The 13,547-nt window shown below is 38.7% G+C and carries 14 protein-coding genes and 3 tRNA genes; 2 read left to right on the top strand and 15 right to left on the bottom strand.

Annotation, left to right across the window (positions count from 1 at the left end; translation table 11 throughout):
* Positions 1-8: 8 nt before the first annotated feature.
* Positions 9-527, bottom strand: coding sequence for a dihydrofolate reductase (locus ISS83_00250; GenBank protein MBL7142089.1), 519 nt, complete (start codon positions 525-527; stop codon positions 9-11).
* Between the two features lie 79 nt (positions 528-606).
* On the opposite strand from ISS83_00250, the gene ISS83_00255 reads away from it, so the two are divergent.
* Complete coding sequence (locus ISS83_00255; GenBank protein MBL7142090.1) at positions 607-1,149, top strand: adenylyltransferase/cytidyltransferase family protein; 543 nt, start codon at positions 607-609, stop codon at positions 1,147-1,149.
* A complete protein-coding gene (locus ISS83_00260; protein MBL7142091.1) occupies positions 1,146-1,586 on the top strand; it encodes an HIT domain-containing protein in 441 nt (146 codons plus the stop codon). The genes ISS83_00255 and ISS83_00260 overlap by 4 nt, the downstream gene beginning before the upstream one ends.
* A 2-nt stretch (positions 1,587-1,588) precedes the next feature.
* Here the strand turns inward: ISS83_00260 and ISS83_00265 are convergent, their stop codons facing one another.
* From ISS83_00265 to gatA, 14 genes are all read right to left on the bottom strand, one after another.
* Positions 1,589-2,410: a thymidylate synthase gene (locus ISS83_00265; protein MBL7142092.1), complete on the bottom strand. Its 822-nt coding sequence runs from the start codon at positions 2,408-2,410 to the stop codon at positions 1,589-1,591.
* A gap of 6 nt (positions 2,411-2,416) precedes the next feature.
* Complete coding sequence (locus ISS83_00270) at positions 2,417-3,259, bottom strand: hypothetical protein (protein MBL7142093.1); 843 nt, start codon at positions 3,257-3,259, stop codon at positions 2,417-2,419.
* 12 nt (positions 3,260-3,271) lie between these two features.
* On the bottom strand, positions 3,272-3,694 hold the full coding sequence (rplK, locus tag ISS83_00275) for a 50S ribosomal protein L11 (GenBank protein ID MBL7142094.1): 423 nt from the start codon (positions 3,692-3,694) through the stop codon (positions 3,272-3,274).
* Positions 3,695-4,150: 456 nt separating this feature from the next.
* Positions 4,151-4,696 (bottom strand): transcription termination/antitermination protein NusG, encoded by a 546-nt coding sequence (gene nusG / locus ISS83_00280; GenBank protein MBL7142095.1) that lies wholly within the window; start codon positions 4,694-4,696, stop codon positions 4,151-4,153.
* A 5-nt stretch (positions 4,697-4,701) separates the two neighbouring features.
* Positions 4,702-4,896 carry a preprotein translocase subunit SecE gene (gene secE, locus ISS83_00285; protein MBL7142096.1) on the bottom strand — a complete coding sequence of 65 codons (195 nt, stop codon included), beginning with the start codon at positions 4,894-4,896 and terminating at the stop codon, positions 4,702-4,704.
* A gap of 162 nt (positions 4,897-5,058) precedes the next feature.
* Positions 5,059-6,990, bottom strand: a complete 1,932-nt coding sequence (gene gyrB, locus ISS83_00290; GenBank protein ID MBL7142097.1) for a DNA topoisomerase (ATP-hydrolyzing) subunit B — start codon at positions 6,988-6,990, stop codon at positions 5,059-5,061.
* Positions 6,991-7,150: 160 nt separating this feature from the next.
* Positions 7,151-9,169: a phenylalanine--tRNA ligase subunit beta gene (locus ISS83_00295; GenBank protein ID MBL7142098.1), complete on the bottom strand. Its 2,019-nt coding sequence runs from the start codon at positions 9,167-9,169 to the stop codon at positions 7,151-7,153.
* Positions 9,170-9,171: 2 nt separating this feature from the next.
* Entirely contained in the window at positions 9,172-10,191 is a 1,020-nt protein-coding gene (gene pheS / locus ISS83_00300; protein MBL7142099.1) for a phenylalanine--tRNA ligase subunit alpha, read from the bottom strand.
* Positions 10,192-10,291: 100 nt separating this feature from the next.
* Positions 10,292-10,975 carry a hypothetical protein gene (locus tag ISS83_00305; protein ID MBL7142100.1) on the bottom strand — a complete coding sequence of 228 codons (684 nt, stop codon included), beginning with the start codon at positions 10,973-10,975 and terminating at the stop codon, positions 10,292-10,294.
* 125 nt (positions 10,976-11,100) lie between these two features.
* A tRNA-Asp gene (locus tag ISS83_00310) sits at positions 11,101-11,178 on the bottom strand.
* A 1-nt stretch (position 11,179) separates the two neighbouring features.
* Positions 11,180-11,255: transfer RNA gene (locus ISS83_00315), tRNA-Met, on the bottom strand.
* Positions 11,256-11,263: 8 nt separating this feature from the next.
* Positions 11,264-11,334: transfer RNA gene (locus ISS83_00320), tRNA-Met, on the bottom strand.
* 43 nt (positions 11,335-11,377) lie between these two features.
* On the bottom strand, positions 11,378-11,908 hold the full coding sequence (locus tag ISS83_00325; protein MBL7142101.1) for a hypothetical protein: 531 nt from the start codon (positions 11,906-11,908) through the stop codon (positions 11,378-11,380).
* 125 nt (positions 11,909-12,033) lie between these two features.
* A complete protein-coding gene (gene gatA, locus ISS83_00330) occupies positions 12,034-13,464 on the bottom strand; it encodes an Asp-tRNA(Asn)/Glu-tRNA(Gln) amidotransferase subunit GatA (GenBank protein MBL7142102.1) in 1,431 nt (476 codons plus the stop codon).
* Between the last annotated feature and the right edge of the window lie 83 nt (positions 13,465-13,547).

Below are 13,547 nucleotides of genomic sequence, written 5' to 3' on the forward strand. Positions count from 1 at the left end.
CTAATTTTTTAAGATTTTTCTCGAATTTTTCTTTCCAAGGTTACAAAGTTATATTTATAAGAATTATCTTTATCAGGGTTATTTTCAATTCTTCCAATTTCTATCCAATCATTCCAATCAAATTCTGGGAAATAAGCATCAGCTTCGAACTCTCCCTCAATTAAAGTTAGATACATTCTATCGGCTAATAGTAAAAATTGACGATAAATTGACACTCCGCCACAAATCATTACCTCATCAAAATTTTTGGCAGCTTCTAACGCCCCTTCTATTGAATGAGTAACTAAGCAATCAGGTGGAATAAAATTTTTATCCAAAGTTAAAATAATATTAGTCCGCCCTGGTAACGGCTTACCGATGGATTCAAAAGTTTTTTGCCCCATAATTACTGGTTTCCCCATAGTCAGTTGACGAAAATGTTTCATATCGGCCGGCAAATTCCAAGGCAACTTATTTTTGATACCAACTACCCAATTATTACCTACGGCTGCAATTATTGAAATTAGACACTTGTCCTTTTTTTTCATTATATGATATTATATCCTAAGGTTAGAAAATATACAACGTTAAAAATCTTATTTTTTAAATTTAGATTAAATTCTTATTATGAATAAAAAACACAAATGCATTATATTAAACTATTCAGAGCTTAAAAGGGTTGTTGATGCCCACAAAACTTTAGAGCATAAAATTATCTGCACTGTTGGTTCCTGGGATATGCTTCATATAGGGCACTTGCGTTATCTTATTAAAGCGAAGGGACAAGGCGATGTGCTCGTTGTAGGAGTGGATAATGATAGGGGAATAAAGTTGTATAAAAAGAATGAGTTGAGACCTGTTATCCCCCAAGAAGAAAGAATGGAAATGCTTAGTTATCAAGACTGTGTTGACTACGTTACCTTGATAGAGGATATAGATGATAACGGCGAATGGCAGTATGAATTAATAAAGACAATAAAACCCCATCTTTTTGTCACAACCACGGACAGCTACCCAGAAGAACAAATTAAAGATATTGGGCTACACGTTGATAATGTTTTAATTTTGCCAAGACAGGCAGAAAACACTTCGACTACACAAATTATAGAAAGAATGATAAAAAAACATTTAGAAGTAATGCTCTCTAATATAACAAAGAAAGGAAAATGAAAAAGTTTGTTAATATAAAAAATGCAAGACGCGGAGAATATCGAAAAGTAATAAAGGAAATAGCCCTAAAGGGCGAATGTCCTTTCTGCCCAGAAAATTTCAAATATCACAAAAAACCAATCTTCAAACGAAAGGAAGATTGGTTTTTAACAAATGATAGCTGGCCCTATAAAAATACCAGTTGCCATCTTATTATCTTGGGGAAAAAACATAAAGAAAAATTTCAAGAATTAACAAAAAAAGATTTAGAATCTGTAGCTTACTTAACTCGCTGGGCAATTAAAAAATACAAAATTAAAGGAGGTGGATTGGCGATAAGATTTGGCAATACGGATTTTACTGGAGCTTCCGTTACTCATATTCACTTCCACTTAATTTCACCAAAAATAGATAAAAAAACAAAATACGCAAAAACAGTGAATTTTCCTATAGGATAAATTCAAACAGCTATCTCCCCTTTAATCGGTGGATAAGGATTATATCCCTCAAGTTGAAAATTTTCATAATCAAAATCAAAGATGTTTTTTATTTTAGGGTTAAGAATCATTTTAGGTAAAGGTCTGGGTTCGCGGGTTAATTGAAGTTTAACTTGTTCAATATGGTTGAGATAAAGATGGGTGTCAGATAAGGTATGCACAAATTCATAGGCTTTTAATCCAGTAACCTGTGCCATCATCATCAACAATAAAGAATAAGAAGCGATATTAAAGGGGATACCAAGGAAAACGTCGCAGCTCCGCTGAAAAAGATGCAAAGATAATTTTCCCTGTACGTGAAAAAATTTAAAAAAACAGTGGCAAGGAGCAACAAAAACTTTATCAACATCTTCCGGATCCCAAGAGGTAACAACTAAACGTCGGGAATCAGGAAAATTTTTAAGCTCTTCAATAACATTTGATATTTGGTCAATTACTCTACCGTCTCGAGTTTTCCAACAACGCCATTTCTCGCCGTAAATCGGACCCAGTTCACCAGGAGGCAAATTATACTTAGCCGTAGCCTCTGGCATTGCCCACTCATCCCAAATTGTCACTCCATGGTCTTGCAAATACTTTACATTGGTATCTCCTCGTAAAAACCATAATAATTCATAAATAATTGATTTTAAGGACATCTTTTTTGTGGTAAGTAAAGGGAAACCATCATCCATTTTAAATCGCATCTGATAACCACAAACAGCAATATTCCCTATGCCTTGTGGGTCGTTTTTTCTTTCTCCATTTTCTAAAACATATTTTAATAAATCTAAATACTGCTTCATGATTTTTTATTGTAAAAGATTTTGAGGAATATGTATAATTTCGACCCCAGCTGCCTCTAAGGTTTTTCTCCCATCAAGATTTGAAGCTCCTTCAGAAAAATAGACTTCCTTAATCCCAGCCCAAGCAATAAGTTTTGCACACAATGAACAGGGAAAATGAGTAAGATAAAGAAATAAACCCTCTAATTTAATTCCGTTTTTAGCGGATTCGGAAATAAGTTTTTGCTCGGCATGAATAGTTGGAGAAAAATCTTGTTTCTCCCCGGCTTGAAAAAAATCTCTTACTGAGCCAACCTGATAAGGAGTACTATCGTTTGGTACCCCTTGGTTATAAGAACGAGCTATTATTTTTTTATTCTTTAGCAAGACCGCTCCAATTTGACGCCACCAATCACTACTTTTTTGAGCTTCTTTATAAGCTTCTTTCATTATTTCTATGTCAAAATTATCCGTCGAAACCTTAATATCGTCTATCGGTAAATCGGCCACAACTTTTTCCTTATCCCATCGAAGAAAAACTGATTCCCATTCTATGTTTTCTCCTTTTAAATATTTTTCTTCCAAATTTCGGGAAATTTCGTCTTGGATAAGAATGATTTCTTTGCCCTTCAGCTCTCCAATGCTGTTTTTGGAAAGAATTGAAACATTTTTAAAATCGAATTTTTCTAATAAATCCTTCACTGTATTTACATCTAAAGAAGCAATATCCTGTTTAATATCAGAAAGTTCTTTTTGAAAAGTTTCATCAATGATATATATATTAGAAATTCTATCTAATTTTTTTTTAAAAAAATCTAAATAACCCTTATGGATTACAGGAATATGAATAATGAGATTTTTATTTCTCATAAAATACAAGTATCACTCAATGGTAATGCCCATGTTCTTAGCCGTACCCTCAATTATTTTCATTGCCTGTTCGATGTCATCTGCGTTCAAATCAGGCATCTTTTTCAAAGCTATTTCTTTCAATTGTGCCCTTGAAATCTTGGCCACTTTAGTTTTATTGGGAGTGCCAGAGCCCTTTTCAATGCCAGCTGCTTTTTTCAATAATTCGGAAGCTGGCGGCTGCTTCAAGATAAAAGTATAGGTTCTGTCCTCAAAAACCGTGATTTCAACCGGAATAACGAAACCCTGGTTGTTTTTGGTCGCATCGTTGAACCTCTGGCAGAACTCGGATATGTTCACTCCGTATTGAGCCAAAACAGGACCGACCGGAGGAGCCGGAGTCGCCAGAGCTGCTTTAATTTGAAGTTTTACGATTGCTTTTACTTTTTTTGCCATAGTGGTAATACCTAATTAAGTCGCGGCTCGCGCATATTATATATTAATATATTGCCTTCGGCGAATGTGCTACTGCCGCTCTTTAGAAGACGAACGCAGTGAGGCGGGAAAAAAGATTTATCTCTTTGACCACTCTCGGTGCTCAATGAAGCTAAAGCTTCATTTCGGTCTGCGCTTCCGTGAACGGAAGCTTGCCTTCTAACGTTTTCCACCTCATCGGCGGAAATCCTGTTTTCCTATACGGAAGAACCTGATGGTTCTTCCGACCCATCTCCGATATGGGATACTATTACGTTAATTATTAATTGTTCAAGCGAGGCAACAAGTTTTAAAGTAGCTCTCGGAAGCCTATTTGCATGGTTCGCCGGAAGCGAAAATAGGCTGAGAGCGCAACTCCCAAAATCTCGCAGGGATTTTGAGAAGCGGTACTTTCAAAACTTAGTTGCCGAGCACCCCTTATAGTTTCTTTATCTGTAAAGAATCCAGTTCAACGGGAGTATCTCTGCCAAACATATTAACCAATACCTTTACCTTTCCCCTCTCCTGGTCAACCTCTGAAACCTTTCCGTCAAAATCCTTGAATGGGCCGTCAATAATTTTAACCAAATCCCCTGGCTTGGCTTCTATCTTGAAATGCGGCTCATCTCCGGCAATACGCTTCTTTAAAGTTTCAATCTCTTCTACGGAAACTGGCACTGGTGTTGTGCCTGCTCCGACAAAACCAGTAACATTAGGCGTGTTTCTAACCACGTACCAGGAATCATCGGTCACGATCATTTCCACCAAAACGTAGCCAGGATAAATCTTTTCTTCTATCGTTTTTCTTTTGCCGTTCTTAATCTTAATCTTTTTCTCTTTGGGAACGATGACGTTGAATATCTTGTCTTCCATGCCCAAAGATTCAACCCTTTGCTTTAAAGCTTTGGCCACAGCGTCCTCATACCCGGAATAAGTATGGAGAACATACCAATTTTTTTCTGTGCTGATTTGCTGTTTTGGCATATAATTTAAAAAACAAACTTCTCCAGCAAAGTGGTAAACAAAACGTCAAGCCCTCCCAAATAGGCAGCGACAACCGCTGAAACACCGACCACAATCAAAGTGTATCTTATGGTCGTTTCTCTGGTCGGCCAATTAACCTTCCTCATCTCCAATCTTACTTCTTTTAAAAAAGTAATAAGTTTATTAATAATTTTTCCCATGTTTTTGAGTCTAAAAAACGGCCTAACGGCCACAAGTTAAACTTAGCCGAAAACAAACTAGATGTCAACCCCGCACCACTTTGCAGAAGAAATCTTCTTTTTAATATTTTGAAACAACTAATGAGATTTAAGTTGCATCAAAGTGGTGCGGGGTCAAGGTTTCTAAATGTCTAAATTCTTAACGCCTTTGGCATGCGTCTGGATGAATTTCTTTCGGGGCAGCACTTCATCTCCCATCAAGATATCGAAAATTCTGTCAGCTTCCTTGACATCTTCAATATCTACCCTTAATAAAGTCCTTTTTTCAGGATTCATGGTGGTTTCCCAAAGCTGATCCGGATTCATTTCTCCCAAACCCTTGTATCTTTGTATCGAAACATTCAAGATTTTCTCTTTCTTCAATTTCATTAAAACCTTGTCTTTTTCCTCTTCGGTATATGCATATTCTATCTTTTTGCCTGACTGTAAACGGTAAAGAGGAGGCTGAGCAATATATATGAAGCCTTTTTCAATCAGCAGCTTGAAATAGCGGTAAAAAAGAGTTAAAAGAAGAGTTCTTATATGGGAACCGTCAACATCAGCATCAGTCATTATAATAATGCGGTGGTATCTGGCCTTTTCAATTTTAAAATCATCAGCCACTGCCGTACCCAAAGCAATGATCAATGATTTTATCTCTTTGGAAGAAAGCATCTTGTCCAGACGGGCGCGCTCAACATTCAATATCTTTCCCCTTAAAGGCAGAATAGCCTGGAATCTTCTGTCCCTAGCCTGGCGAGAACTGCCGCCAGCTGACTCACCCTCAACTATGTAAAGTTCTGAGTCTTCGGGATTTCGAGAACTGCAGTCAGCCAATTTGCCCGGCAAAGCCAATCCCTCTAATGCTCCCTTGCGCAAAACAGTCTCACGCGCCACCCTAGCTGCTTTCCTGGCTTTTGAAGAAAGAATACATTTTTCAATAATCGCCCGGGCATCCTGCGGATTCCTTTCCAAAAAATCAGTCAGGGTTTCCGAAACAACTGCTTCCACTGCTGTTTTGGCCTCAGGATTACCTAACTTTGCTTTGGTCTGTCCTTCAAATTGCGGCTCTTTGATTTTTACGGAAACCACGCCGGTAAATCCCTCTCTGACGTCTTCACCCGACAAATTCTCATCGCTTTCTTTAAGAATGCCGTTCTTTTTGGCGTAATCGTTAAAAGTCCTGGTTAAAGCGGTTCTAAAGCCGGTCAAGTGATTTCCCCCCTCTCCGGTAAAAATGTTATTGGCAAAACTTTCTTCAAAACATTCATATTCTTCAGTATATTGGAAAGCTGCCTCAACCAGAATTCCTTCTTTTTCCCCGATACCGTAATAGATATTGGGATGGCGCTTAACCACGTCTCTGGTCAGATATTTGACGTATGAAGACAGTCCGCCCTCAAAATAAAAAGCGTAGAACTTTTCCGGTTTTTCCCTTTGGTCAATGGCAGTGATTCTTATCTTTTTTGTCAGGTAAGCCTGCTGCCTGAGATGTTTCAGAATCTTATTAAAATCGAATTTGATTTCGCTGAATATCTCAGGATCCGGTTCAAAGTAAACCGTGGTGCCTGTCTGCCTGCATTTGCCGTCTTTTTTAACGGCTGTTTTAGGCTTTCCTTTGGCATATTCCTGGCAATACCTAATGTTATCTCGGCAGACTTCAACCCTCATCCATTTTGAAAGCGCGCAGACCACGGAAACTCCCACGCCGTGCAAACCGCCAGCCACCTGGTAAGCTTTGCCTCCGAATTTAGCTCCGGCATGCAATGTTGTCATTACGGTTTCCAAAGCTGATTTTTTAGTTTGCCAGTGCCTTTCAACCGGAATTCCCCTGCCATCGTCAGTTGTCTTCACTTTGTTGCCTGGCGAAAGAATAACTTCAATGTTTTTTGCATGCCCGGCCATTGCCTCATCCAAACTGTTATCAATGCATTCCCAAATCAAATGATGAAGTCCCTCTGGACCGGTTGAACCGATATACATGCCGGGCCTTTTCCTGACAGGATCAAGGCCTTCCAAAACATAAATGTCTTTGGCAGTATAATCTTTTTCAGTTTTTTTAGGTTTTTGTAGCATACCCCGTATATCAACTTCCAGAACCAAACGCCGTTAGGTGCGTTTTAGCCTGTAAGCGGTTATTTGATAATAATTTCATATTTACAACCATTTGAGTTATGCCCGGCGTTTGTTTAGAACGCACCTTACTGGAAGTTGTATTACGGGGCATTTTTTAAAATTATTTTCTAACTTTCCATCCTTGCTCTTTTTCCAAGGATTTAATAACTTTTCTCTGCAAAGAATCAATTTCAGAAGAGGAAAGAGTCCTGTCCTCAGCTTGGTAAATTATATGAAAGGCCAAATTCTTTTTGCCCTCTGGCATTTCCATGCCCTCGTAAAGATCAAATAATTCAACATTCCGTACTGCCTTTCCACCAGCTTCATAAATTTTATTCAAAATTTCAGCCACTTTCACGTCTTTAGGAACCAGAACAGCTATATCCCTGATAGCTGAAGGAAATTTGGAAATCGGCCGGTACTCCTGTTCTTCAGAAGATAATTGTGATAGTTTTTCAAAATCGATATCAAAGAGAATCACTTTGTTTTTAATTCCCAAAACACTGAGGATTTTAGGAGAAATCTCACCCAAAAACCCTATTTCCTTACCATTGACCTTTATTTCAGCGCACTTGCGAGCATGCCAGATTGATTGGCTGCTTTGTTCGGGAGTCGGTTGATGTTCGTCGTACCAAACGTCTCCTATACCCAATTTTTCAAAAATCAGATCAACCACGCCCTTCAAATAATAAAACTCTTCATCTAGAATCAATCCGGAAAGCTGCCTCTTCTCTATTAAAGGATATTTGAAAACCTTACCCAGCTCAAAAATCTTAAAATTATTAAAATTACTGATGTTTTTTTCAACGTTCTTTAACAGCCCTGGAATTAAACTGGCTCTGAGATACTCGTATTCCTGGTTTAAAGGATTTTCCACTTGCACCAGTTCTTTTTCTTTGTAACCAAACAACTTTGCTTCCTTTTCTCCGAAAAAAGAATAATTATATGTCTCAATAAACCTGGCTTCTTTTAAAACGTTTTTAACGAAATCTTCCCAGAAAACATTCAGATTTCTTTTAGCGGGTATTAAATATGATATCGGAGAAACCAAAGGAATTCTATCATAGCCGTAAATCCTGCCGATTTCTTCAATCAGGTCTTCTGGCAAAGAAACATCCAGCCTGAAAGTCGGCACTTTAACGTAAAATATCTTTGACTGTGAATTCTTAATTTCAAAACCCAATCTTTCCAATATTTTCTTAATCTCAATTGAAGATATCTTTATCCCCAATAATCTCTCAACATAAGCCAAATCCAATTTTATCATTTTGGCTAAAACTTTTTTAGGATAAACGTCAATCACTGAACCAGCCATCTTGCCGCCGGCAATCTCTTCTATCAAAAAAGCTGCCCTGTTGATTGCTGGTTCTGTCAGGCCAGGGTCTATACTGTGTTCAAATCTCAAAGAAGCGTCTGTCCTAAGATTCAATTTCTTGGAACTCTTTCTGATAACCTGAGGATTGAAGTTGGCTGATTCCAAAACTATTGTTTTTGTTGATTTGCCAATTTCAGGAGATTTCCCTCCTTTTATGCCGGCAATGGCTATGGGATGATTGCTGTCGGCAATAACCAAAACATCTGGGCTTAAATTAAATTTCTGGTCCTCAAGCGTCACAATCTTTTCTTTATCTTTGGCAAACCTTACTACGATTTTTCCTCCGGCAAGCTTTTCCGCGTCAAAAGCGTGCAAGGGCTGGCCGGTCTCCAACATCACATAATTGGCAATATCCACTATGTTGTTTATCGGCCCTAACCCGCAAATCTTCAGTTCGTCGCTCAGCCATTTGGGAGAAGGCCCGACTTTAATGTCTTTTACCAGTCTGGCAGTATATCTTAAACAAGCGCTCTTTGCCAGGACTTCCACTTTAACAGAAGCTTGTTTGCCAGCTGTATTTTTTACCGAAGGAAAACGCTTAATTTGATAGTTTAAAATAGCGGATATTTCCCTGGCAATTCCCATGTGAGAAAAGCAATCCGATGCCCTATTCGGCCTGATATCAATGTCAAAAATATAATCATTGCCGTTTTTCTTAATTTCTTCAACTTCGGCAAAGTGTTTTGTCAAAAGTTCAGACAAATGTTTTGCCTGAGGTAATTTTTTATCAAAAAAAGATTGTAACCAATTATATGAAAACAACATAATTAAAATTGATTTAAAAACCTTAAATCTCCCGAACGAAACAACCTGATATCGTTAATCTTGTATTTAAGCATGGCCAGTCTTTCTAAACCAAACCCGAACGCCCAACCCTGCCAGTTTTTAGGAACGAGTTTGGAATTCTTGAAAACATTAGGATGAACCATTCCAGCACCAGCCACTTCCAACCAACCTGTACCTTTGCAAACAGAACATCCCTTGCCCTGGCAAACAAAACAGCTTATGGCGATATCAAAAGACGGTTCAGTAAAAGGAAAATAATCCGGCCTCAAGCGGAACTTAACGTCTTTCTCAAAAAATCTGCGGAAGAATTCTCCGACAATGGCTTTCAAATTGGCTACTGATATATTCCTATCAACCATCAATCCTTCAACTTGGAATAATTGAAATTCATGGGAAGAATCTGTTGCCTCATGCCTGAAAACATTTCCCGGAACAATTATCCTTAAGGGTGGATTATTCTTTTCCATATAGCGGACCTGGACAGGACTGGTATGAGCTCTAAGCAAACGTTTGTTTTTAAGATAGAAAGTATCCCAGACATCTCTGGCAGGATGGTCTTTAGGGATATTCAAAGCATCGAAATTATACCATTCTGTTTCCATATCAGGCCCCTCAACAATTAAAAATCCCATTGATTGGAAAATCTCTTCCACTTTTCTTTTGGTCAAGGTTAAAGGATGCAGATGGCCGGAAAAAGGCTTTTTCCCGGGAATAGTTATATCAATCCATTCTGATTCTTTGAGAGAGGTTCCGGTAAAACGCACCTCTTCCATTTTTACTTGTATCTTCTCCTTTAAAAAATCCTTTAGTTTATTTGCTTCGCTGCCGATTTTTCTTCTTTCGTCTTTTGAAAGTTTAACCAAAGAACGCAAAACTAAAGTAAGCTCTCCTTTCTTTCCTAAATACTTTTTTAAAACTTCATTCAAAAGCTCGGCATTTCCTGCACTGTCTATTTCCTTTTCTACTTGTTTTTTAAGCGATTTTAAGTCAATTTGTACCATACCTGTTCTTTAATTTTACCTTAAATTTACCTTAGAATCAAGCAAAAATCTGGGGAAAACTCAAAGAAAAAACCCACTAAATTAGCTTAAAAAAGCGCATCTAATGGGTTTTTCTAGTAGATTCTATATAGGCGATAATTTGATCATGTTTTTCTCGACTGATTCTCCCTTTGGCGAGGCAGCGATGGATAACAAACCACAGAGAAATAGCAGAATGGATTCTACAATCGAGACGCTCCATTTCTTTTTTGCCACCCTGCTCTCTATCAAGAAAAATTACCAAATCAGAAACAATCAACCCAGCTTTTCTTATGGCCAAAATCGCCTCTTCTTTGGTTTCCCCAAAACTAAGCACATCATCAATCAATAAAACAACTTGGCCTAGAGAAAACTTTCCCTCAGCAATGCCAGTTATTCTGCGTTTGCCATCGATAACTTCCTTTTTTAATTTCAAAAGGGGCTTTCCTGATAATCGTGAAATTGCCTCGGCGAAAGGTTCGCCAGCCTGAGGAACACCAGCTACCAAATCGAACTGAAATCTTTCTCCTTTAATCAAATGAAACATAACTTCGGCAATCGCTTCCACAGCATCGGGAATTAAAGGTCCCCCATACTCTCTTGTTCTTAAATTAATCTTAAAGGGAGATTTCGGAGCTGTGGGATCGCCTTCATGATGTTTCAATTTAAATTCTCCAAGTTCAAGTATCCCCAAATTTGCCAAATTATCGATCAACAATTTCAGTTCATCGACTATATACCCTTTAACATGCCATTTCTTTGTCATTTTACCTCCCATCCTATATGAAATTAGAAAATAGCTGTTTATATGCCTCCTTTCTGTACTAATACTATTCAATTTTCAATAAGGCGTCAAACCAAAACCCGCCATTAATATAGGCGGGAAATTTATGGCGGACCCGACCGGATTTGAACCGGCGATCTCCTTCGTGACAGGAAGGCGTGTTAACCAGGCTACACTACAGGTCCGTGGTGCCGAGGGTGAGAGTTGAACTCACGACCCCTGCCTTATGAAGGCATTGCTCTAACCACTGAGCTACCCCGGCTAATGTTGTTGCGGGGGCCGGAATTGCACCGGCGTCTCGAGGTTATGGGCCTCGCAAGGTACTACTCCTCCACCCCGCGGCAAAACATTTTAATTATACTTTCTTTTTCAAAAAAATCAAGGCTAAAAAGCATCCAAATCTCTAAGCGCTTTCTCATAAATGCCCAGTGCCTTTTTAGTCTCATCCAAAGTTAACTTGTAATCAGGATCGCGAACAATATTGTTGCGAATCTGGTGTGCTTCTTTTAACTCTTCGATATTGGAAAGAGTGGCGACGGTTAGCTTTTCCAAGCTCTCTTCTAAAGAAGCGCCTCCGTACCCCATCTTTTTCAAAATATCATTCATTGTATTGTCCGCTTCAATAACCGTTAACTTGTATTCCGATTCCAAACCAGTATCTAATCTAGCAAGAATCTTCCGCCAATCCCTTTCCATTCTTTTTACGCCAAAAGGCTTGTATCTGAAGAATTCAGCTGCGTCATAAAGAACATACATTCTCAGCCAAGAAGACTTAAAAAGCGCGAAAATTATGAAGCCCACTGCAAATACGCCAAAAACCATAAAAGCTATCTTTAAATAGAAAAGCAAATCGTCAAAAGCGGCGGAAGAAAAAAACGGCATGAAACTATTTGTAAATCCTTCAATTATTTCCATACCCCGTATATCAACATCCAGGCATTTTCAATGCGAAAACACCCTGAAGATTGTCTTTATTTAATAATATATTCAACATAATAACTTTGTTTGAGATTTTAATACGAAGTATTCTGGATGTTGTATTACAAGGCATATAATTTTGATATTTCTAAAATTTTATCTTCTTCGAACGGCTTGCCGATTATCTGAAGTCCGACAGGAAGATTGTCTATCTTACCGACAGGCAAGGAAACAGCCGGCAATCCAGCCAAACTGACAGGACCGGTAAAAACATCGCAAAGATACATTTGAAGCGGGTCTTTAATCTTTTCTCCGAGCTTGAAAGCCGGAGTCGGCGCAACGGGTGTCATTAAAACGTCTACCTTTTTAAACGCCTTTTCAAAATCCTGTCTTACCAAAGTCCTTACTTTCTGGGCTTTCAAATAATAAGCGTCGTAATAACCGCTGGACAAAGCATATGTTCCCAAAATAATCCTGCGGCGTACCTCGTCTCCCAATCCCCTGCCCCTTGAACGCAAATAAACTTCCATTAAATCATTACTGCTTTTGTCCTGGTGTCCGTATTTTATGCCATCGTATCTTGCCAAATTAGCAGAAATCTCACAAGGCATAATTATGTAATAAGTAGCTATAGCGTAATCAGTATGAGGTAAACTTACTTCCATTATCTTTGCGCCCATTGCCTCGTATTTCTTTATCGCCTCTTTCACTATTTTTTCCACTTCCTTATCAACTTCTTTGACAAAATATTCTTTGGGAACGCCTATTTTCAAGCCCTTGATTTTCAATCCATTGTTTTCAACCCTCATATCAACCGAAGTTGAATCCATCTGATCTTTGCCCCTTATTACATCAAAAACAATCTTGCAGTCATCTATATTCTTGGTTAAAGGCCCTATCTGGTCAAGAGAAGAAGCCATAGCAATCAGTCCGAAGCGGGAAACTGCGCCGTAAGTCGGCCTTAACCCGACCACTCCGCAAAGAGAAGCAGGGTAACGTATCGAACCAGCTGTATCAGAACCCAAAGCGTAAACTGCCATGTCTGCGGCAACAGCAGCTGCTGAACCAGATGAAGAGCCGCCTGTTACCCTGGTTAAATCGCAAGGATTCTTTGTCGGACCGAAGGCTGAATTCTCTCCGGAAGCTCCCATGGCAAACTCATCCAAATTGGTTTTTCCCAAAATAACCGCCTTTTCCTTTTTCAATTTCCTGACAACCGTAGCCTCATAAAGAGCAACGTAGTTTTCTAAAATCTTTGAAGCAGCCGTACACTTCAACCCTTCAACCATAATATTGTCTTTTACAGCGCAAGGAATGCCTGCCAGAACCGGTATGTTCTCGCCTCTCTTGATTATATCATCAACTTCTTCTGCTTGCTTTAAAGCTGTTTCCTCGATAACGGACAAAAAAGCAAAAATGTCTTTGTCTTTTTCCCTTATCTTTTCCAGATAAGCTTTGCACAATTCAACAGATGAGAACTCTTTGTTGACTAATCCTTGATGCGCCTGAGCAATGGTTAGATCCTGTATCTTCACCCCGTTAGAAGTTTGCATATGTATTATTGGCCAAAAAAGACCAAAGGTTCTTTTTTGGCGGAAGTTTAACGAAATAAAGTAATTGTTTAATCTTTAGCATG

This window comes from Candidatus Paceibacterota bacterium (genome assembly GCA_016782605.1).
Taxonomy (GTDB): Bacteria; Patescibacteriota; Minisyncoccia; order Minisyncoccales; family RBG-13-42-11; genus BS750m-G71.

Bases quoted from the DNA above. Each gene is read 5' to 3' on its own strand.
- ISS83_00250 (MBL7142089.1), bottom strand. From the start codon at position 527: ATGAAAAAAAAGGACAAGTGTCTAATTTCAATAATTGCAGCCGTAGGT.
- ISS83_00255 (MBL7142090.1), top strand. From the start codon at position 607: ATGAATAAAAAACACAAATGCATTATATTAAACTATTCAGAGCTTAAA.
- ISS83_00260 (MBL7142091.1), top strand. From the start codon at position 1,146: ATGAAAAAGTTTGTTAATATAAAAAATGCAAGACGCGGAGAATATCGA.
- ISS83_00265 (MBL7142092.1), bottom strand. From the start codon at position 2,410: ATGAAGCAGTATTTAGATTTATTAAAATATGTTTTAGAAAATGGAGAA.
- ISS83_00270 (MBL7142093.1), bottom strand. From the start codon at position 3,259: ATGAGAAATAAAAATCTCATTATTCATATTCCTGTAATCCATAAGGGT.
- rplK (MBL7142094.1), bottom strand. From the start codon at position 3,694: ATGGCAAAAAAAGTAAAAGCAATCGTAAAACTTCAAATTAAAGCAGCT.
- nusG (MBL7142095.1), bottom strand. From the start codon at position 4,696: ATGCCAAAACAGCAAATCAGCACAGAAAAAAATTGGTATGTTCTCCAT.
- secE (MBL7142096.1), bottom strand. From the start codon at position 4,896: ATGGGAAAAATTATTAATAAACTTATTACTTTTTTAAAAGAAGTAAGA.
- gyrB (MBL7142097.1), bottom strand. From the start codon at position 6,990: ATGCTACAAAAACCTAAAAAAACTGAAAAAGATTATACTGCCAAAGAC.
- ISS83_00295 (MBL7142098.1), bottom strand. From the start codon at position 9,169: ATGTTGTTTTCATATAATTGGTTACAATCTTTTTTTGATAAAAAATTA.
- pheS (MBL7142099.1), bottom strand. From the start codon at position 10,191: ATGGTACAAATTGACTTAAAATCGCTTAAAAAACAAGTAGAAAAGGAA.
- ISS83_00305 (MBL7142100.1), bottom strand. From the start codon at position 10,975: ATGACAAAGAAATGGCATGTTAAAGGGTATATAGTCGATGAACTGAAA.
- ISS83_00325 (MBL7142101.1), bottom strand. From the start codon at position 11,908: ATGGAAATAATTGAAGGATTTACAAATAGTTTCATGCCGTTTTTTTCT.
- gatA (MBL7142102.1), bottom strand. From the start codon at position 13,464: ATGCAAACTTCTAACGGGGTGAAGATACAGGATCTAACCATTGCTCAG.